The sequence below is a fragment of the Mesorhizobium sp. WSM4847 genome (genome assembly GCF_055811335.1).
The window spans coordinates 62,472-82,466 of the sequence record NZ_JBVVPY010000018.1; the positions used below are offsets into that span (position 1 = coordinate 62,472).

The 19,995-nt window shown below is 60.6% G+C and carries 13 protein-coding genes and 3 pseudogenes; 3 read left to right on the plus strand and 13 right to left on the minus strand.

Annotation, left to right across the window (positions count from 1 at the left end; all coding sequences use genetic code 11):
- Nucleotides 1-158: 158 nt before the first annotated feature.
- Complete coding sequence (locus AC0L28_RS23915; protein ID WP_473480568.1) at nt 159-1,946, plus strand: acetolactate synthase 3 large subunit; 1,788 nt, start codon at nt 159-161, stop codon at nt 1,944-1,946.
- A 402-nt stretch (nt 1,947-2,348) separates the two neighbouring features.
- Here AC0L28_RS23915 and AC0L28_RS23920 read toward each other — a convergent pair whose 3' ends face one another.
- From AC0L28_RS23920 to AC0L28_RS23935, 4 genes and pseudogenes are all read right to left on the minus strand, one after another.
- Nucleotides 2,349-3,515, minus strand: coding sequence for an NAD(P)/FAD-dependent oxidoreductase (locus AC0L28_RS23920; RefSeq protein WP_473480571.1), 1,167 nt, complete (start codon nt 3,513-3,515; stop codon nt 2,349-2,351).
- A gap of 61 nt (nt 3,516-3,576) precedes the next feature.
- Nucleotides 3,577-3,756 (minus strand): annotated as a pseudogene (locus AC0L28_RS23925) (ATP-binding protein); the annotation flags it as partial.
- Nucleotides 3,757-4,199: 443 nt separating this feature from the next.
- A pseudogene (locus tag AC0L28_RS23930) lies at nt 4,200-5,186 on the minus strand (NAD(P)/FAD-dependent oxidoreductase).
- A gap of 587 nt (nt 5,187-5,773) precedes the next feature.
- A pseudogene (locus AC0L28_RS23935) lies at nt 5,774-6,117 on the minus strand (oligopeptide/dipeptide ABC transporter ATP-binding protein); the annotation flags it as partial.
- A gap of 193 nt (nt 6,118-6,310) precedes the next feature.
- Here AC0L28_RS23935 and AC0L28_RS23940 point away from each other — a divergent pair.
- Entirely contained in the window at nt 6,311-6,973 is a 663-nt protein-coding gene (locus tag AC0L28_RS23940) for a hypothetical protein (protein WP_473480573.1), read from the plus strand.
- Nucleotides 6,974-7,500: 527 nt separating this feature from the next.
- Here AC0L28_RS23940 and AC0L28_RS23945 read toward each other — a convergent pair.
- The 9 genes from AC0L28_RS23945 to nifH form a co-directional block, all read right to left on the minus strand.
- Nucleotides 7,501-8,388, minus strand: coding sequence for a universal stress protein (locus AC0L28_RS23945; RefSeq protein WP_473480575.1), 888 nt, complete (start codon nt 8,386-8,388; stop codon nt 7,501-7,503).
- A gap of 97 nt (nt 8,389-8,485) precedes the next feature.
- Complete coding sequence (locus AC0L28_RS23950) at nt 8,486-9,271, minus strand: response regulator transcription factor (protein ID WP_141246642.1); 786 nt, start codon at nt 9,269-9,271, stop codon at nt 8,486-8,488.
- A 27-nt stretch (nt 9,272-9,298) separates the two neighbouring features.
- Nucleotides 9,299-9,778 (minus strand): NifX-associated nitrogen fixation protein, encoded by a 480-nt coding sequence (locus tag AC0L28_RS23955; protein WP_065010706.1) that lies wholly within the window; start codon nt 9,776-9,778, stop codon nt 9,299-9,301.
- 17 nt (nt 9,779-9,795) lie between these two features.
- Complete coding sequence (gene nifX, locus AC0L28_RS23960) at nt 9,796-10,293, minus strand: nitrogen fixation protein NifX (protein ID WP_163603092.1); 498 nt, start codon at nt 10,291-10,293, stop codon at nt 9,796-9,798.
- Complete coding sequence (nifN, locus tag AC0L28_RS23965) at nt 10,259-11,641, minus strand: nitrogenase iron-molybdenum cofactor biosynthesis protein NifN (protein ID WP_473480577.1); 1,383 nt, start codon at nt 11,639-11,641, stop codon at nt 10,259-10,261. The genes nifX and nifN overlap by 35 nt, the downstream gene beginning before the upstream one ends.
- On the minus strand, nt 11,638-13,140 hold the full coding sequence (gene nifE, locus AC0L28_RS23970) for a nitrogenase iron-molybdenum cofactor biosynthesis protein NifE (RefSeq protein ID WP_473480579.1): 1,503 nt from the start codon (nt 13,138-13,140) through the stop codon (nt 11,638-11,640). The genes nifN and nifE overlap by 4 nt, the downstream gene beginning before the upstream one ends.
- A gap of 60 nt (nt 13,141-13,200) precedes the next feature.
- Complete coding sequence (nifK, locus tag AC0L28_RS23975; protein ID WP_473480581.1) at nt 13,201-14,742, minus strand: nitrogenase molybdenum-iron protein subunit beta; 1,542 nt, start codon at nt 14,740-14,742, stop codon at nt 13,201-13,203.
- A gap of 131 nt (nt 14,743-14,873) precedes the next feature.
- Entirely contained in the window at nt 14,874-16,376 is a 1,503-nt protein-coding gene (nifD, locus tag AC0L28_RS23980; RefSeq protein WP_473480583.1) for a nitrogenase molybdenum-iron protein alpha chain, read from the minus strand.
- Between the two features lie 92 nt (nt 16,377-16,468).
- Nucleotides 16,469-17,362, minus strand: a complete 894-nt coding sequence (gene nifH / locus AC0L28_RS23985; RefSeq protein ID WP_404926324.1) for a nitrogenase iron protein — start codon at nt 17,360-17,362, stop codon at nt 16,469-16,471.
- A 633-nt stretch (nt 17,363-17,995) separates the two neighbouring features.
- Here nifH and AC0L28_RS23990 point away from each other — a divergent pair.
- Nucleotides 17,996-19,213, plus strand: a complete 1,218-nt coding sequence (locus tag AC0L28_RS23990) for an MFS transporter (RefSeq protein WP_473480585.1) — start codon at nt 17,996-17,998, stop codon at nt 19,211-19,213.
- The last annotated feature ends 782 nt before the right edge of the window (nt 19,214-19,995 follow it).

Genomic DNA, 19,995 nt, shown 5'->3' on the forward strand with positions numbered 1-19,995 from the left:
TCATTCTCGTAGTAGGAAAGCGCGTGGGCAAGGCGGTGTAACCGCCGGGCGAAAACCTCCCATGCGCTACACACAGGCTCCCTCGGGGGCCTTTTTATTGCCTGAAACAAGACTAAACGACCAGCAATCGCCGCAGGCGACAAGAACGGGACAGACCGATGAGCAACCGACAGGACGAAACCGGACGGCGTGAAATGACCGGCGCCGAAATGGTCGTGCAGGCGCTGAAGGACAATGGCGTCAAGCATCTCTTCGGCTATCCCGGCGGCGCGGTTCTCCCGATTTATGACGAGCTCTTTCAGCAAGACGACGTCCAACACATTCTGGTGCGCCACGAGCAGGGCGCCGGCCATGCCGCCGAGGGCTATGCACGCTCGACCGGCAAGGCCGGCGTGATGCTGGTGACGTCTGGGCCCGGGGCGACCAATGCGGTGACGCCGCTGCAGGACGCGCTGATGGATTCGATCCCGCTGGTCTGCATCACCGGTCAGGTTCCGACCTCGCTGATCGGCTCGGACGCGTTCCAGGAATGTGACACGATCGGCATCACGCGGCCCTGCACCAAGCACAACTGGCTGGTGAAGGACGTCAACGAACTGGCGGGCATCCTGCACGAGGCGTTTCATGTCGCCACGACCGGCCGGCCCGGGCCGGTGGTCGTCGACGTGCCGAAAGACGTTCAGTTCGCCAGGGGCATGTACACGCCGCCGCAGACGGCGCCGCGCACCAGCTACCAGCCCAAGGTCCAGGGCGACCTCGACAAGATCAAGGCCGCGGTGGCGCTGATGATGGAGGCCAAGAGCCCGGTCATCTATTCCGGCGGCGGCGTCATCAATTCGGGCGCGGAAGCGAGCCCCCTGCTGCGCGAACTGGTCGACCTGACCGGCTTTCCCATCACCTCGACCCTGATGGGTCTCGGCGCTTATCCGGCCAGCGGCAAGAACTGGCTTGGCATGCTCGGCATGCACGGCACCTACGAAGCCAATATGGCGATGCACGATTGCGACGTGATGATCTGCATCGGCGCGCGCTTCGACGACCGCATTACCGGGCGGCTGAACGCGTTCTCGCCAAACTCGAAAAAGATCCACATCGACATCGATCCGTCGTCGATCAACAAGAACGTCCGCGCCGACGTGCCGATCATCGGCGATGTCGGCCGCGTGCTGGAAGACATGGTGCGGCTGTGGCGCGCGACGGCAAGGGCCGACAAGAAGCCGCTCCATCCGTGGTGGGAGCAGATCGCCCGCTGGCGCGCCCGCGATTCATTGGCCTACACGCCCAACGACGAGGTGATCATGCCACAATATGCGGTGCAGCGGCTCTCCGAGCTGACCAAACATCTCGACACCTACATCACCACCGAGGTCGGCCAGCACCAGATGTGGGCTGCGCAGTATTTCCATTTCGAGAAGCCGAACCGCTGGATGACTTCAGGTGGGCTGGGTACGATGGGTTACGGCCTTCCGGCGGCTTTGGGCGTGCAGATCGCGCATCCGGACTCGCTGGTCATCGACATTGCCGGCGACGCCTCGGTGCAGATGACGATCCAGGAGATGAGTTGCGCGGTTCAGTTCGAAGCGCCGATAAAAATCTTCATCCTGAACAATCAGTATATGGGCATGGTGCGGCAGTGGCAGCAGCTGCTGCACGGCAACCGGCTGTCGCACTCCTACACCGAGGCGATGCCGGACTTTGTCAAGCTGGCGGAGGCCTATGGCGGCCACGGCATTGGCTGCGAAAAGCCCGGCGATCTCGACGACGCGATCAGGGAGATGATCTCGGTCAAGAAGCCGGTGATCTTCGACTGCCGCGTCGCCGCGCTGGCAAACTGCTTCCCGATGATCCCGTCCGGCAAGGCGCATAACGAGATGCTGCTGCCCGACGAGGCCACGAACGAGGTGGTTGCCAACGCGATCGACGCGAAGGGCAGGGAGCTGGTGTAAGTTGGCGGACGCGAGTCCTGCTCGCCGTCGTGCGCCGTCACTGGGATGTCGAGAATGGCCTGCACTGGCAGCTCGACGAGGTCTTCTGCGAGGACGACTGCCGGACCAGAAAGGATCACGGCCCCGAAAACCTCGCTTGGCGCTTCTGCCTTAATACCTTTCGAACGGACAGCAAAAAGGCACCATGCGTGGCAAAATGATGCGTGCAGGCTGGAACGATGCTTATCTCTTCCAACTCATGACTCAAATGCGATAGCCCTGCCCCGTGTGGGGGGAGATTGGCCGTCATCGCTGCTTTCGCCAATCTCCAAGGCTGAAGTTTGGAGCCGCCAGTGAAGCTGCCGATCTCCCCTTGCGGGGAGATGGCCGGCATGCCAGAGGGGGGGCGCTGTCACGCCAGCGTTAGATCACGTTCAATTCCCTGAATGCCCGCCCTTCAGCGACTCGGCTGTACCCAAACGCCGAGCAGTCCACCGTGCGGTAGCCGCCATGCACGATCAGCTCGGTCAGCGCCTTGCCGACCGCCGGCGCCTGCTGCAGGCCGTGGCCGGAAAAACCATTGGCGAAGAGAAAATTCTCCACCTGCGGATGCGGGCCGATCACCGCGTTCTGGTCGAGCGTGTTGTAGTCGTAGTGGCCGGCCCAGGCGCGCGTCGGCTTGATGGCTTCGAAGGCGGGAATGCGGGTCGCCAGCACCGGCCAGATCACCTCTTCGAACAGCGGCCAGTCGGGCTCGAAATCGTTGGGGTCGGCGGGGCCGTCGCCCTCTTCGGGTTCGGCCCCGCCGGTGATGTAGACCGAGCCTTCGGGTCGGACATAGATGCCTGAGGGATCGACCAGCATCGGCATGTCGTCATATTTCTCGCGCGCCTCGAAGATGAAGACATTGCGCTTGCGCGGTTCCACCGGCAGCACCAGTCCGGCCATTGCCGAAACATTGCCGGCATTCGGCCCGGCGGCGTTGACGACGATGCCGGCGTCGAGCCTTTCGCCATTGTCAAGGCTGACGCTGGTGACACGCTCGCCCTGCCGTTCGATGCCGGTCACATCGGCGGTGATGAAATCGATGTTTTTCTCGCGCAGCGCCTTGCGGAACAGCATCAGCATGGCATGCGCGTCGAACCAGCCCTCGCCCGTGCGGCCATAAGCGCCGGCGGTGATGCCGTCGGCCGACAGCCATGCAAACCGGCGGACGAGCGCCTCCGCATCTTCAAGCACGATGTCGGTGCCCTCGGCCAACTGCGTCTCGTGGTTGGCCTTGAGGATCGGCAACCCGTTCTCGCCGGCAAGGATAAGATAGCCGCCTTCGCGAAAGCCGATATCGGCGTCGGCCCCGAATTCTTCCGTCAGCCGCCGGAACAGTTTTAGCGTGAACTGCGACAGCCGGATGTTTTCCGGAATCGAAAACTGCTGGCGGATCGAAGCACAGGACAGCGTCGTCGCCGCATGGGCGAACTGCGGGTCGCGCTCGACCAGCGCGATCGAGCCCGAAAATCCTTCCTCGCGCAGATAATAGGCGATCGAGGAGCCGACGATGGCTCCGCCGATGATGACGACGTCGTAGCGCACTTTTCGCTTCTCCAGTTCCAGAGCATGATCCCGAAAGACGGTTTTCGGATCAGGCTCCAATTCATGCAGCCGGCAGGAAGATCTCGAAGCGCGTGCCGCGCTCGGAGTCAACCAGGCGGATCGTGCCATCATGCGCTATCAGGAGGGCCAGCACGATGCCGAGGCCCATGCCGGTGCCGCCGCAATCGCGGCGCGTGGTGAAGAATGGCTCAAAGATGCGTGCCCGGTTGCTCGGCGAGATGAGGAGGGCAAAAGCCTGTCCTCGTTGGGCTCAAGGTCGGCAACATCGACAGCGGACGCCAAACCCACGCCAAGGGCGAGAAGGACGCGTGTGATGCTGTCGCGCAGCTTTTCCGGATGTTACGGCGGCTTCTAGCGGCTACCTCCACCACAGGATTTGGCTTTTTCAAACGGGCGCGGCTCGTTCTTCGAGGGGCTAACATGGGATGACATCTCACAAATGCGTTCGAAAACTTCCCATGCATGAGGCGTGCCGGAAAAGAAGTCTGCCCAAGCAATGAGTTCTCGAATTCCAGCTCGTCCGGAACCCGACATTGTCGGATAACCGACGATCTGGGCAGATGGATGCTCGCGGCAGTGATCCTTCCACACCGCAGGCCGGGCAGGGTCAGGTCAGGCATCCACGGGCTGGCCCTTCGCGGCAGCATGGTAGGCCAGATATTTTCACTGCGTCGAAATACGGTCGGCCACCTGTTTGGCATCATGCCAGGCGCCCCAGAAGAAGCTGGACCCTCTTTGCGACTGCCAAGGTAAACCCAGGCAATAGAGCCGGGCTGGCTCGAGACGCCACGGTGGTGCCTTGGCCGGCCCTTCTCGTCGAAGGCGTCGACCTTCAGCCAGCTGTAGTCGACAGCAAAGCCTGTCGCCCAGACGATCGCCGCTATCCCGGCCTCGGCCAGGTCGAGCTCGCGGACCGGATTGGTCACGCATTCCGGATCCTGGTCGACCCGACGGGCCGCGGGCTCTTCCGAGAGGTCGAGACGGTTGCGAGCAACATAGGCGTCGGCTTCATCCAGCAGCGACATCAAGCTTACGTCGCCGAGGGCAATGTTTTTCGCGAGATCGGGCGCGAAGCTCATCACGCCGTCCTGGTACTTGCTTGTCATACCGAGGAGCGTAAGCCCCTGCGCGGCCAGACGACCGAAGTCGATCGTCTCGCCGCCGCGCGCGCCGCTCACCGCGACCGTGACGTGTTCGGTGCCGGGTCCCGGGGTCTCGGCGTCCCACTTGCCGAGGACGCCCAGCCACCATTAGAAATCGCGCCCGCGATAGGCCCGCGGCGGGCGATCGTGACTGGGATCTGGAAAGGTCCGGTCGCGGCGACGATGCTGTTGGCTTCGATCACGCCGTCCGGCGTCTCGACGCGGAATCCGGGCCGCCCGACATTTCTTTGCCCGAGTTGACCTCCACGCCGTAGCGGATCGCGCATTGATTTGCTTTGCATAAGCGACAAAATAGTCGGCGACCTCCTCCTTTGGAGGCAAAGTCATCGGGACCGGTCCCCGGAAACTCCATGCCCGGGAACCGGTCATACCAGGCCGGGCCATTGGCAACGAGGGAGTCCCACCGCTGCGAGCGCCAGCGTTCGGCAATGCGGCCGCGTTCAAGAATTATTTGAGGCACCCTGCACTTGCTCAGGTGCTCGCTCATAGCCACTCCCGCTTGGCCGCCGCCGACGACAAGCGTGTCCACTTTTCAAGAGTCATATCGTTCCTTTTCTTCCTGCCCAGGTGTCTGCGAATGCGGCGGCGGTCTGATTCTCGATTTACTGAATGGACCCAAATGCGCAAATTAGCATTTCCTGTGCCAAGGGTTAGCCTGTCCCTAATGTTCGGAGGGATTGCCGATGATGTGCAACGGACGGGATGTCCCGGATCAGCACCATTGGAGAAAAGTGATCGAACGGATGTCTGAATTTTTTGCCGTTCCCGCTCAGATCCTTTGTTCCTAACGTCGGCGTGCGTTGCCGACGCCGTTGTCTTCGGCGATCTCTACCCAAGAAGATCCCGTGGGGGGCCTTCGGGAAATTCGTCTCGGTCATTGGTTTGGTTGAAAGTAGGGGCCCTGTCGGGTGAGGAGGGGCACCGGCAGGCGCGCCGCGCCTAAGTCGACCCGGATGGCGACCTAACAGCGATGGAGGCTGTAGAGACGTCGACACGGCCGCACAGCAGCTGGCGCACACACGACCGAATTGATCCTATCCCGATCCCGCCTCTCTCACCCGCCTCCTCTTCGGGCTAAGGCTTGAGTTTGATGACCGGCTCCATCACTGCGAAGACCGCGTCGTCCGGTAGGTGGCACTTGATATTATGGCTACCGGCAGCATTCGGACGGGCGGAACCTCGCGCTCACAAATTTCTCTGGGAACCAGATGCTTGCGCGGACAGCGCGTCTGGAAGGGGCAGCCGCTCGGCGGATCCATCGCCGAGGAAATGTGGCTTTCGAGCACAATGTGTTTCTTGACCACACAGGTGTCGGCAATCGGGATCGCCGACAAAAGTGCATCGGTATAGGGGTGGTAGGGCGGCGACAATGTCTGCTCGACGATGTGGCCGAGATACGTGACCACCACACGGTTGGCGGTTTGGCATCTTGAATGTTCAGATGATTGGCCACCCGTGGGCCGCCGCAGTGCCATGCGCACTGCTCGGCGGGAAGGCGAAATGCAGGTGGGAACATTCATCGTGCAAATGAGAGCATAATGGCAATCGATTAGAGCGATGACTCGACGAGCGATATATGGAGGCGCTTCGTCGCGTGGTGGGCTGCAGTCTGTGAGAATTGAGATCAAAAAACTCATCCTACAGCTGAAACGATTTCTTAGCGGTCAACCAGCTTCCGAAGCCTTCGGCAACGAGCGTCACGATGTTAGCTTGGGTTCTAGTGGCATCGACCGGATCGCCGACTGCGGAGGCGACGACCAGTCTTTGACCCGGGAAAGCTATCACGGATCCTGCGGCGAGAAGGCATGGGACGAACTCTCCGCTGACAATGGCCGCGACGAACCGCGCATTTTCGGCAGGGACAATGACAAGCTCTGCGGATCCGGCGCAGATGTTCTCTACGCTGGAAGCAGCAAGGATTATCTGACCGCGCGCGTTGACACACGGCTCCAGGACCGGATGAGCGGCTTCGACCCGAGGTTCGGGTGGAAGGCGCACATCATCGTTCTCGTCGATATCGAACTAGATACCTTCATCTTTCATACGGTGGGGTTCTACAGAGACGGTTTTGGCCCGAACTCCGTTGACAACGCCGGCGTAGTGCCCGGCTATCCGGCGAGTTGGTTTTACAACAGCAAGCCACGTAGGGCCTTTGCCTCGGGCGCGCCGGATAGCGGCGCACCACTGCGCACCCCAACCATCCCGGCCGTGTCCGGAGACCAGACGCGTTTGCCCTCCGGCGAGATCATTATCTTTCCCTTTAAACGACCGTGATTCCGAAGCGTGACAATCGGTCTCGACACTAGACGAGCTCATCAAAGTCGTCTTTGGCTTCCAACCGTGCTTGGTGGCCGCCTTAGCAGCCCTCGCCAATCGGCAGGTCCACCTCGGCCTGGACCGAAATAGCCGCTTCTATTCAGATCAGCGCCTGTTTACTCGCGGCCTACCTCGTCAACGCCTTCCCCTTCCAGACGATCTCCCTCCCAACATGCCTGAAGGCAGCCTCGACAAAGCTGCGGATCGAATGCGTCCCGCGGTCGCGAGCACAATCGTCAGCTCGTGGTGCTGCAGGATGCGCCAGGAAAGCGAGCGGTTAAATTGAGTGGTGTACCCTGGGTATCAGAACTGGGAGGACTCCGTTCCACTTTCCGCATTGCGCATGACTGGAGAGATTTCCGGCGGGCGTCGCCTCCCGAGCAATGCTTTTCATGTTCAATGATTTTTTCGATGGAGCGCATCTACGGTATGAATGCAGGCATCACGGTAGAGCTTCGAACAGCATCGGTGCGGCTCCGGAACCGTCATCGAGCCAAAAACAGCGGCAATGTCGGCTTTTCAAAAATCCATCTGGTCACGCCGCCAAAGAGCCGCTCACGCAGCCGACGGTTGCCATAAGCACCCATGACTATCATGTCGGCAGAAATGTCGATTGCATGCTGCGCAAGCACCATAGCAGCCGGTTTGCCAGCACTTGGCAGTAGGTCAACCGACACCCGAGCACCGTGCCGAGTGAGATAGGCAGCGATGTCGGCTCCAGGCTCCGCGCCGTTCCCGTTGTAGTTCGTCTTCGGATCGACCAGGGCAACACGAACTTCCTCAGCAGCGCATAAGACACCCAGCGCTTCCCGAACCGCACGGGACGCCTCGACTCGCGAATCCCAACCGACCAGGACGCGCCGTGGCCACAAGGTCGCCTCAGTGCCCTTCGGCACAACGAGCACCGGCCTTCCCGTATCGAACAAGCAGCCGTTGACAACAGGAGGTCCGAGATTCTCGTCATTGAGGAGACACGGTCCGATGATCGTGAGGTCGGCGCAGAGCGCCCGCTGTCGTGCCACTTCGCCGAGGCTTGCCGGAACGCAATAGTCGGTATCAACGTCATAGGCGAGCGACATAGCTCTCAGCAGTCTCTGGATATCTTTGGAGCGTCTTTCCAGTCTGGCCACGTCCTGTGTATATCGATCGATTTGCCGAAACCGATCGTTCAATCTGGCAATTGCCTGTCCACGTCCTCCAGGCCACTCGGGGACACCATCTCCGATCGACGGATACGACATTAGGAGCATTGGAGGCGGCATAATCAGTACGGAAAGGTGCGCGCCGACTTCGGCACACAACCCGGCGGCAGTTCTAACGTCCTGATCGGAATTGTCAGCGCCGGTCACACAGAGTACGCTTTTAAAAGCCATTTGCCTGCTTCTCCTGAGTATTCGTTTAGGGCGTTTCAGGCCGCAAGACCGGCTCACCGCGCGCGGGAGGGGAGTGGCACCACACCCAGCACTTGATTCAGTCGTCCGGCTTCTCGAGCGAATAGCCAGCCGACCTGACGGTGCGAATGACGCTGCCGGGCGAAGCCGTTTTCAGGGCTTTTCTGATCCGGCTGATATGGACATCGACGGTGCGTGCACCGACATGGATGTTGGGCGGCCAGGCCGCGCCGATAAGTTCGTCCCGGCTGAAGACCTTCCCGGGAGCTTCAATCATAAGCCGCAGCACGTTGAACTCGATGGGTCCGAGGTGGATGTCGTGGCCATTGCCGCGAACCCGGTGGGCGTCGAGCTTCATCTCGAGGCCGCCACAGGAGAGCCAGCCGCCGTTTTCAAGACCATTTGCGCCCCGCTTCGTGAGCGCCAGCCTCTCCCGTAGACAGTCGAGCAGCTTGGCCGGGGCGATCGGCCGCACAAAGCTCTCGTCAATGCCAGCCTTCAGGAGATCGAGGTGCTGGTTCTCGGCGCCGGGCGCGATCAGGGCAATAATCGGCAGCCGGCCGGTCCGGGGCTCGCGCTTGAGCCGGGCGCAGATTGCAGACCCGGTTATGCTCGCTGGCCCGCAGTCCAGCACCACGGCCTTGAATTCCCGTTCGTCGGCCAATGCAAGCGCTTCCTTGGCGCCGCCTGCCGGCTCACTGGCGAAGCCGTCCACCTCCAGTATGTGGCTCAGGAACAGATAGAACTCGGTATCATGCGAACAGATCAGGACAAGTGGCTTCATCGGCGCTACCTCAAGAGCCCCATCGGCCCGGACCGCGTCGGCTGCGCAGGCTGGCCATGGCGGCTGCTCAAGACTTGTCATGACCCCTTCCCTCGAAAGCTGCTCTCATCACGCGCGCGCTACCTCGGGATAGGTTTCGATGGCTGCGATTGCGTCGCCGACCAGTCTCGTGCCGGCCTCGGCGAGCTTGCGGAGGGTCTCGAAGCCGAACCGATGCACGTCGCGCAGGGTCTTGGACAGAACGACCAGACGCCCGGCGGTGAAAAGCACGCGCCCGAAGCCCTCATGGCTCATTTCGATCATCGGCGATGCCATCAGGCCGGAGCGCTCTTCGATCGCAAGGGCGACGGCAGTGTAAAACTTGTCGAGCCTCCACAGCACGTCCGGATCGGGATCGCCGATTATTGGAATCGTACGGCGCTGTTCCTTGCTGACGATGAAGTCGGCCAGCAACTCGGCGTCCGCTTTGCCGTCCCATGACCCGTGGGAGTCTTGAGCACGGATCAACCGCACGAGGCATTTGACGAACGGGCTGGCAAGGGCCGCCTCGTCCTCGTTGACAGCAGGGCTAACCGCGACTTCAAACATTTCGCTCTTTCCTCGTTTCAGTCCTCGTCCTCGAAGGACGGTTTCTCTCCGGCGACACCTGCCTCAGCCAGCACCTTGCGCAGCCAGGGCGGAGGACATGTCCTCAGCATCGTCTGCGTGCGCAACAGCACCTCTTGTATGGGTTGTGGCTGCGGCACCTTGATCGGATGGATCTTTGCCGAAACAAGCTTGGCTGCCGAAGGTCCGCCGATCGCCAGACAAAACAGGAGATGGCAGCCCTTCAGCGCTTCCACCTTCGGTGCGATGCGGTCATCCCCCTCGGTCCGATGTTTCCCCCTTTCGTCGGAGACGTCGTCGAAGGCCAAGGCTTCCAGGAGGTTCCATTCCTCGCGCGTAACATCGTAGATGACAAAGCGCTTGGCGGACCCGAAATGTGCATTGAGCTCCTTCATGTCCTGGGTTGCGATTGCCACGCGCAAAGCGCCTGCTTGTCGTTCACGCATCGGACCTTGAACCTCGTCAGTGACGAGTGAGAGGCGACGAACAGGGCCCACCTGGCGTTTCCCGCTTGCGGAATGGATCAAGTTCCTCAGGCGTCGGCGCATGCCGGTCGGCTTGGAACATGTTGGCAACCTCGAAAACCAGATCACGGGTCCCTTGATAGAGGATTGAGAGCTTGTGCTGGCTGCCGAGCCGGTCGAACACGGGGAAGCCGACGCGCATGAGCGGAATGCCAAGGCGCTGCGACGCCTGGCGTCCATGTGAATGGGTGACCAGAAGATCAGCGCCGCCGGCAAGCGTTTCCAAATCGCCGAGATCACCGATCTGAATCGACTCCGCCGGTACCTTTTCCAGAATTTCCGACATATCGGTCGTCGTGACCGCCGCCGCGATTTTGGAGCCCATGCCCGTGAAGAAGGTTGCGAATTGATAGAGTTGGTCTGGTTCAGCAGCGATAGCAATTTTCTTGCCTCCGAAATGGAAATGTCCGTCGAGCAGCGCATCCTGCAATTGCGCCCGCCGGCGGCGCACACTGGCCGGCACAGACTCGCCAGAAATCGTGGACAGCAGGGAAACAAACTGATCGGCGTCCTTCAATCCGGTCAGTGACTCGAACAGCACGTAAGGGATACCGGTCACCTTGTGCAGCACCTCGGCCGGCCGGCGCATATGCTCGCAGACGGCAATGCAGTGCTCGGCCGCGCCGAGCTCGCGGATGTCCTCGACGCTCGTACCGCCATAGGTGGTCGGGACCCAGTGGTCTGGTACAGTACCGTCAAGCGAGCCTGAGAGGTCCGGCAAAATCACCGGGTGCAGCCCAAAGCTTTCAACCATCTCGCGCAAATGCTCGATGTCAGCCACAGTGAGGTTCCAGCCGGGCAGGATTGCGATCTTCTTTGACTGGCGCGCCCGCTCGCCAGGCCGCGTAATGCCTTCAATCATCGCGGTGACAGCCTTAGCCCAGCCCTCTTCGAGGGCGCCGCTGAAATCCGGCGTGTTGGCCAGCACGATCTCAGTACCCGCGAGTTCTTCCGCCCGTTTCAGCCTGATGTCGGCGATGTCGCCTGCGGAATCTTCGCCACGGGTTTCCACCAGCGCCGTCGTGCAGACCCCGATCAGCTTTGGCTTCGTGCGAGTCTTAAGATTGAGGATCGCCTCTTCCAGATTGTCCGACCCGCCGAGGATGGTTGTCACTTCATCCATGGCGGTGGTCTGTAGGGGGATCGTTTCCTTGAAATGCCGCACGAACAGCACGAGGGCGAAGCTGGTGCAGCCCTGGGTGCCGTGGAACAGCGGCACTGCGCCGGCGATGCCGAGAAAGGCCAAGGCGGCACCCAGCGGCTGTGACGATTTCAGTGGATTGACCGAGGCTGATTTGGTCTGGGCAAGGATTCGGGTCATCGGATTTCCTCAACACCAGCCGAAATAGTCCGCGTCGTGCCGGCGAATTCCTGGACAGCGCGCATGGTCGCCGTGTCATTCTTGGTGCTCGGCAATTCGTCCTTCACATCGGGCTGGCACTCCCACGGGGCCCGCTCGCGCACCTGGCACCACATCGGGTTGTGAATGGCGAGGTCGATCTGGCGTACGAGTTCCACCATGCCGTCGTAACCGGCGTAGGGGTATTGGCGCTCCTGGTTGATGTCGAGCCAGGGCGTCTTGGCCTTAAGCGCGACGAATTGCGTGCGCCCGCCCGACAGCATGATATCGGCCTTGCCTTCTGAGAGCATGGCGTAAAGGTCGCGCGCTGCCATCTGCTCGAACACGTGGTTGTCGTCCTTTAGGATCTGTTTGATGCGCTCCTTGTCTTCGACCGTGGATTTCTTGACTGAGGTGCCGACGATCTCCAAGCCGATCTCCATCAGCGCATGGAGGACCGACCAGGACTTCACGCCACCCGTGTTGAGCAGCACGCGCTTGCCTTTGAGCCGCCGCCGGTAGGCCTTGAGCTTCTTCCATGCAACCGCCTCCTGCTCAGCGATCAGCGTCTCTGTGCGGTCGAGGATCTCCCGATCGGCGCCCTTCCTCACCAGCAGCTCAGCAATTTTGCGGAGGGCTTCCGAGGTGTCCGAGATCCCGTAGAAGGAGCCCTCGAAGAAAGGGATGTCCCAGCGCTTGTCCATCTTGCGGGCTAGATTGATGAGGGCCGTCGAGCACACCACCATAGCCGCCCGGGCGCGGTGCGCGGAAGCAACGTCGAGATAGCGCGCGTCGCCCGGAATGCAGGCGCGTACCCGGATCCCGAGCCGATCAAGGAGCGGCTTTATCAGCCAGAATTCGCCGGAAAGGTTGAATTCACCAAGGATGTTGATGTCGTACGGCCCGGCGTCGTCGGGTTCCACCGTGCCGATGACATGGTCGAGCAGCGCCTCGGCGGCGAGCTTGTTGCCGAGGTTCTTGGAGCCGGCCAATCCCGGCGCATTGATCGGAACCACGGCCAAGCCGAATTTTTCGGCGGCGCGTTTACAGACTGCCTCGATATCATCGCCGATGAGCGCCGTCACGCAGGTCGAATAGACAAAGACTGCCGGCGGCGCATACGCTTCCTTGATTTCGCGGATCGCCTTGAAGAGCTTCCGCTCGCCCTGCCCCATCACCACATCGAGTTCGGTAAGGTCGGTCGTGAAGCTTGTGCGCCACAAGGTTGGCCCAGACGAAGCAGCACCTCGGTTGTCCCAGGAATTGCCCTCGCAGGCGAGCGGCGCATGGACCAGGTGCGCAACGTCAGTGATCGGCTGCAGGACGATCTTGGCCCCGTCAAACGCGCAACCGCCCGCTGCCGCTCCTGGCGTCAGCGGCCTTGTGCAGCCCTCCTTGCGCGCCTTGGCGTCCTTTCCACGGTTCTTGTCGCAGGCAGGCTCGTCGAAAACGTCCTGGATCTTGGCACTGAGCGCGGTCATCGCGTTAAGCCCCAAAGCCAATTCGGCAACGAACCGCCTGGGCGAAAAGCCGGCCGTCTTTTAGCGGGTGAGGTCATAGGAATAGTCCGTCACGCCCGTCTGGCTCGTCTCGCGATCGAGCTTGTCGAAGATCTTGTCGAGGATCGTGGTCAGCACGCGTAATCCGCCCTGGTAGCCCATGAGCGCAAAGCGATGGTGGTGGTGCCGGTCGAATATCGGAAATGTCAGCCGGATCAGCGGCGTGCCGGTGTCGCGCTCCAGATACTTGCCATAGGAATTGCCGATCAGCAGGTCCACTGGCTCGGTGAAGAGCAGAGACCGCATAGCCCAAAGGTCCTTGCCCGCCCAGACCTGAGCGTCCTTGCCGAAGGGCGAGGATGCAAGCAGTTTCTTCAACTCGGCTTCCCACGCCGAGGTGCCGTTGGTGGCGAGGCAATGTGTCGGCTCGCCGCCCGTTTCCATGACGAAGCGGGCCATGGCGTACACGAAGTCCGGGTCGCCGTAGATCGCGTATTTCTTGCCGTGCAGCCAGGACTGGCTGTCCGCCATGGCATCAATCAGTCGGCCGCGCTCCAGCCGGATTGCCTCGGGGATTTCCTTCCCGGAAAGCGCCGAGACCTTCATCAGCAATTCGTCAGTCGCCTGGACGCCGAGCGGATAATGGAAGGAAGCCGTGGCCTGCCCAACTTGCCCGCAATAGTCCAGCGTTTTTCGGGTGTTGTAGTGCTGCAGCGAAAGCGTTGCCTCAGCGTCGAGTGCCCCCCTCACCTCATCAATCTTCGTGCCGCCGTCGTACATCCGGTATTCCCCATCCGATGGTGTATCGAACTGGTCAGACGCGTCCTGGATGAAGGTGTAGGAAACACCCATCACATCGAGCAGACGTTTGAGTTCCCTGTTGTTGCCAACGCAGAAACCGTCGAAGCCCGGAATGACGTTGATGCTTCCCTTGGTTTCCGTACGCTGCTGGCCCTTCCAGAAGTGCTCCAGAATACCCTTGAGCATGCCGTCATAGCCGTCGACATGGCTACCAACGAAGGCTGGTGTGTGGGCAAAGGGCACGTCAAAGTCGAGCGGGACTGACTTTTCCTCTTTGGCGTTCTCGATGAAGCTGTGCAGGTCGTCGCCTATGACCTCCGCCATACATGTCGTCGACACTGCGATCATCTTGGGATCGTAAAGCTGGTAGGTGTTGGCGAGCCCGTCGACCAGGTTCTTCAGGCCGCCGAACACTGCCGCGTCCTCGGTCATCGAGGAGGAAACCGCCGAAGCAGGTTCCTTGAAATGGCGCGACAGGTGCGAGCGGTAATAGGCCACGCAGCCTTGGCTGCCGTGGACGAAGGACATGGTCCGCTCGAAGCCCGCGGCCGCGAACACCGCGCCGAGCGGCTGGCAGGCCTTGGCGGGATTTATTACCAGCGCTTCCCGGGCGAGGTTCTTTTCGCGGTATTCCCAGGTCTTGGTAAATTCGCCTTGATCGGTAACGATCTGATCCGGGTGCGGACATTCGAAATTCAGCTTCTTCTCGGCGAGCATTTGCCTGTATTCCGGCTCGCGGAACAGGGGAGCGTGGTCGAGAATCTTTTCGGCCGACTGCGGCATTGGTATTCCTCTTTTTAATCTGGCCGCGCATTCGGCAGCTCAGATAGATCGAGACGTTTCCGGTAATCCCGAGGCTCACAAGCTCGCGGGGTTCATGGTCTCTCTGGGGAGACTAGGCCAGGACAGGGCGTCTATTCGGCAGCTATCGCCCGCCCACTGGGCGGGCGTTCTTTCCAAGGGGCCTGGTAGAGATCCCAGACCGGATTGTTGATGGCAAGATCCACGTCACGCGCGAAAATGGCAAAGCCGTCATAGCCGTGATAAGGTCCCGAATAGTCCCAGGAGTGCATCTGACGGAACGGAATACCCATCTTCTGCACCGGGTATTTTTCCTTGATGCCAGAGCCCACGAGGTTGGGTCGAACTCCCTCGATGAACTTCTCCAACTCGTAGCCGGTAACGTCGTCATAGATCAGCGTGCCGTTCTTTACGTAATGACCGGTGCGCTGATAGTCATCGTTGTGGCCGAACTCGTAGCCAGTGCCGACGATCACCATGCCGAGGTCCTCGTAAGCTGTGATGACGTGGCGTGGGCGCAGGCCACCGACGTATAGCATGACGGTATTGCCTTCGAGACGCGGCCGGTACTTGGAGATGACGGCGTCAACAAGCGGTCTGTACTTGGCGATCACCTTCTCGGTTTTCTCCTCGATTTCCGGCCCGAAATGCTTGGCTATGCTGCGCAGAGAGGTCTCGATCTGGGACGGTCCGAAGAAATTGTACTCCATCCAGGCGACGCCATACTTTTCCTCCATATGCCGGCAGATGTAGTTCATCGAGCGGTAGCAGTGGATGAGATTGAGCTTGGCCTTTGGCGCGCGCTCAATCTCGGCCAGTGTTGCGTCGCCCGACCAGTTGCCGACCACGCGCAATCCTATCTCCTCAAGCAAGATGCGCGAGGCCCAGGCGTCGCCGCCAATATTGTAGTCTCCGATGACGTTAACATCGTAAGCACCGGCCTCGAACTCGACGTCCTTCTTGTCGAAGACCCAGTCGCGGATCGCGTCATTGGCGATGTGGTGGCCGAGTGATTGCGAGACGCCGCGGAAGCCCTCGCAGCGCACCGGCACGATAGTCTTTTCGTACTCCTTGGCTTTCTTGCGAGAAACTGCCTCGGTGTCATCACCAATGAGACCGATCGGGCATTCGGATTGCACGGTGATGCCGTTGTTCAGCGGAAACAGCATCTCGATCTCGTCGATGATCTGTTCCAGTTTCTTGTCACCGCCGAAGACAATGTCTTTCTCCTGGAAATCGGAGGTGAACTGCATTGTCCCGAAAGTGTCGATGCCCGTTGTGCCCAAATAGTAATTGCGTCGCTGTGACCAGGAATATTGGCCGCAACCGACGGGCCCGTGCGAGATATGGACCATATCCTTGACTGGGCCCCAGACCACGCCCTTTGAGCCGGCATAGGCGCAGCCGCGTATTGTCATCACACCGGGGATGGACTTGATGTTCGATTTGACGTCGCATTCGGAAAGGATCTCACTTTCCCCGCCAGCCTCACCCCCGCTCTTTGCGATGCTGAGGTGTTTTTTGCGGCGCTTCGCCGCTTTGTCGGGATATTGCGATAGCACCTCCTCGATAAGCTTCGCATGGAGAGCACCATCATTCTCGTATTCCAGGCTCATGGGACCCCTTTCAAGGTGTCTGATGACGCCCCACCGATGAGGCGCCCGTTCTTTGCAAGACGCCCAACTCGAGAGGCGACCAATATCGGTCGTTACTGGGCGGCCGTCTTGGCCGCTTCCTTGGCCTGAAGCTCAGCAAGCATCTGCTCGTCGGTTTTCATGATGCCGAAGTCGAGCAGCATGTCCTCGAGCTCCTCCATGGTGATCGGCGTCGGGATGGTGCCCTGGCCAGAATTGGCATGGATCTTCTCGGCCAGCGCGCGGTACTCTCCGGCCTGCTTGGAATCGGGCGCATACTGGATAACTGACATCTTCCTGAGCTCGGCGTGCTGGACGATGTTGTCGCGCGGCACGAAGTGGATGAGCTTGGAATTGAGCCTGGAAGCCAGGGCTTCAGCGAGGTCGAGCTCACGGTCGGTTTGACGTTCGTTGCAGATCAGGCCTCCGAGCCGCACGCCCCCCGAATGGGCATATTTCAGGATGCCCTTGGCGATGTTGTTGGCGGCATAGAGCGCCATCATCTCCCCAGACATAACGATGTAGATTTCCTGCGCCTTGCCCTCGCGGATTGGCATCGCGAAGCCGCCGCAAACCACGTCGCCGAGCACATCATAGGAGACATAGTCGACATCGTCATAGGCGCCGTTCTCTTCGAGGAAGTTGATTGATGTGATGACGCCTCGGCCGGCGCAGCCAACACCCGGCTCCGGGCCGCCGGACTCCACGCACTTGATGCCTCTGTAGCCAATCTTGAGCACGTCCTGCAGCTCGAGATCTTCCACCGAACCTTCCTGTGCCGCCAGATGCAGGACAGTATCCTGAGCCTTCGAGTTCAGGATCAGGCGGGTGGAGTCGGCTTTGGGGTCGCAGCCGACGATGAGGATTCTCTGCCCGAGGTCGACCAGGGCGGCGAGTGTGTTTTGGGAGGTGGTGGACTTGCCGATGCCGCCCTTTCCGTAAAAGGCGATCTGACGCAGACCTGACATTATAGATTTCCTTCCTTCGTTCCATCCGTCGCGGCTGGCCGCAATATGAATGCCGATGGGCAGCTTTTGCAGCCTCACACCGAAAGGGTCTCAAGACTCGTGCCAAGTAGACTTGCTGATAACGAACAGGGATTTTTTCGTTTGTGTCCCGCGAGTTAGCCTGAGCTTCAACAAGTGTTTGCTGCCAGACAAGTGATTGTCGTAACAAGCCCTGTAGCGAACCCGACAATGCCCGACACAAGGCGTCAGCTTCGAGACCGACACCTGAAGAACTCGGGCCCTCGAGCTAGAGCCGACCTTTGGCTGCATACAGGCGGCGGCAAAGCGACCGGCTTGCGCGCCTCCGCCGCGGGACATCAGACGTGCGTGCTCGGTAGCTGGTTGCGCATGGCTGGTTCGAGACTGGCCCCCGCGAAGTCGGCATGGAACATGCCTGATGCGACGACTGCCGACGATCACATCCTCGTCCGGCTCGGAGAACCGGCACTGATATTGCACGCGGCGCTGTCACAACATGTCGGGCAGCGATGAACATTCCCTTCGTGCGACGCCGCCGGCAACGGCGTGCTCCATGAATGCGGGTCGCTGCAGCGAACCCATGTTGCAGTTGCACCCAAGCTGGCGAGCTTATTCATGACCGAATCCGCGACAGGCTTCATGGAGATTTTTCTGCACGGCCCAGAAAAGCCGGATCAACGATCTCGTCCCGCATGGGGCGCGGTCATATCGCTTGCCCTGGGCACCTTCGGGTTGGTGGCGGCAGAGCTTTTGCCTGCCAGCGTACTGACGCCGCTCGCGCATGATCTGCATGTCACAGAGGGTGCGGCTGGACAGACGATGACAGCGACGGCGATTGCTGCGGCGATCTCTGCGCCGACGATCGCCTTCATAACAAAGCGCCTGGACCGCAGGATCGTCCTGTGGGCGATGATGCTGCTTCAGATCCTGTCCAACGTTCTGGCGGGTGTCGCGTGGTCGCTGCCGGTTTTCCTAGCGGCACGCGTCGTGCTCGGCATTGCGCTTGGAGGCTTCTGGTCGATTTCGGCATCGCTGGCGATTCGGCTGGTTCCAAATCATCTCCTGCCGCGCGCCCTATCAATCATCCTCACCGGCGTTTCGGTCGCTATCGTTTGCGCGCCTCCAGTCGGCGCCTATGTAGGCGACATCTGGGGATGGCGAGCCACCTTTATGATCGCCGCAGCCGTCAATGGCGTTACATTGCTGGTGCAACTCGTAACCATTCCGACGTTGCCGCCGGTTGAAATGGCTGGACTCCGCGGTCTGCTGAATGTGATCAAGAAGCCAACTATCAGGGTCGCGCTTTTGGTCGTACTGCTGGTCGCTTCTGGGCACTTCGCCAGCTTCACCTATGTCCGGGCCTACCTCGAGGAGATTCCCGCCCTCCGAATCGAGACGATCTCATTGCTGTTGCTCGTTTCCGGCGTATGTGGCTTCTTCGGCAATTTAGCCGGCGCATTCCTGGCGAAACACAGCCTCAAGGCAGTCGCGGCGCTGCCGCCCCTGCTCATGGCGATAGCCGCTGTCTCATTGCTGATGCCTGGAGCATCGGCCTCCGCCTCGGCCATTGCGGTTGCTGTATGGAGCTTTGGCTTCGGTGCGGTGCCGGTGGGGGTACAGACTTGGATGGTGCTGCGCGCCGTTCCCGAGCAGGCCGAAAGCGCCGGTGTGCTGATGACATCAACGTTCCAGATTGCCATCGCAGCCGGCGCGATCTTCGGCGGTTTGCTTGTGAACAATGTCGGCGTCGCCAGTGTGTTTGCCTACAGCGCGGTTGCCACGTTCCTCGCAGCCCTCACGGTGTTCCTATTCGGCCCGAAACGCACAACCTAACCAACCTCTGACGGGAAAGACCTTCAGCTCAGCGCTCGCGATGCAGCCGCACCAGCCGCGCGGCGCGATCCCGCCCACGACTACTTTGTCGGTTCAGGCCTTCGTCTCGCCTAGATATGACCTGGGTCGCGGCTACCACCCGATGGGGCCTGGACCAGTGCCGGGCGCCTCGCCTCGCCGGTTTCACCGTTCGCGGCTACAGGAAGTGCATCAGCGTTCGCCCGGGCGGAGTTGGTCAGGTTACGCAGCCCGGGCGAGCGCGGGTCGCGCTAGGCAGCTGATGGATGACCAGGTGCCGTTCTTGAGGCGTAGCCTCGTCGATGTCCTGAGATTGCAAGGTGTCAGCGCTAGGGCTTCACCGTCGCGGATAACTATGTCCGACAGCCTCATGGCATGGACTCTTCCCACTGGCGGAGCCGACGAGCATGGGAGATAGGGCGTAATCTGCTCTTCAATCATCGTTTGAAGGTCAGGCATCGTATGTTCAGCAACCGCGAGCTAGCGAGACGTCAAATCATCTCTTGCAACGCCGACGTTAGGGCGCAGCCGAGGGTCTCGCTCGAATTGCGGACGTCCCACCGACAAGATCATCGACCGCAATTTGCGTGCCCGGGTGGCGCTTCGTTTGCGTTGCGCCCCTTCCCGCTAACCAGCGGCGGCTTGGCGACGTTTCGGTCGGCCTTGCGACAATTCTAGTTCCGTTTCCGACACAGAGGTTTCGATGGACGCGCACGGCGAAGCCAGTTGGAACGCCAAGCATGTCATGATCGTGGCCGAGCCAA

Excerpts from the sequence above, each read along its gene's own strand:
- AC0L28_RS23915 (WP_473480568.1), top strand. The coding sequence starts at position 159 with ATGAGCAACCGACAGGACGAAACCGGACGGCGTGAAATGACCGGCGCC.
- AC0L28_RS23945 (WP_473480575.1), bottom strand. The coding sequence starts at position 8,388 with ATGGCTTTTAAAAGCGTACTCTGTGTGACCGGCGCTGACAATTCCGAT.
- AC0L28_RS23950 (WP_141246642.1), bottom strand. The coding sequence starts at position 9,271 with ATGACAAGTCTTGAGCAGCCGCCATGGCCAGCCTGCGCAGCCGACGCG.
- AC0L28_RS23955 (WP_065010706.1), bottom strand. The coding sequence starts at position 9,778 with ATGTTTGAAGTCGCGGTTAGCCCTGCTGTCAACGAGGACGAGGCGGCC.
- nifN (WP_473480577.1), bottom strand. The coding sequence starts at position 11,641 with ATGACCCGAATCCTTGCCCAGACCAAATCAGCCTCGGTCAATCCACTG.
- nifE (WP_473480579.1), bottom strand. The coding sequence starts at position 13,140 with ATGACCGCGCTCAGTGCCAAGATCCAGGACGTTTTCGACGAGCCTGCC.
- nifK (WP_473480581.1), bottom strand. The coding sequence starts at position 14,742 with ATGCCGCAGTCGGCCGAAAAGATTCTCGACCACGCTCCCCTGTTCCGC.
- nifD (WP_473480583.1), bottom strand. The coding sequence starts at position 16,376 with ATGAGCCTGGAATACGAGAATGATGGTGCTCTCCATGCGAAGCTTATC.
- nifH (WP_404926324.1), bottom strand. The coding sequence starts at position 17,362 with ATGTCAGGTCTGCGTCAGATCGCCTTTTACGGAAAGGGCGGCATCGGC.
- AC0L28_RS23990 (WP_473480585.1), top strand. The coding sequence starts at position 17,996 with ATGACCGAATCCGCGACAGGCTTCATGGAGATTTTTCTGCACGGCCCA.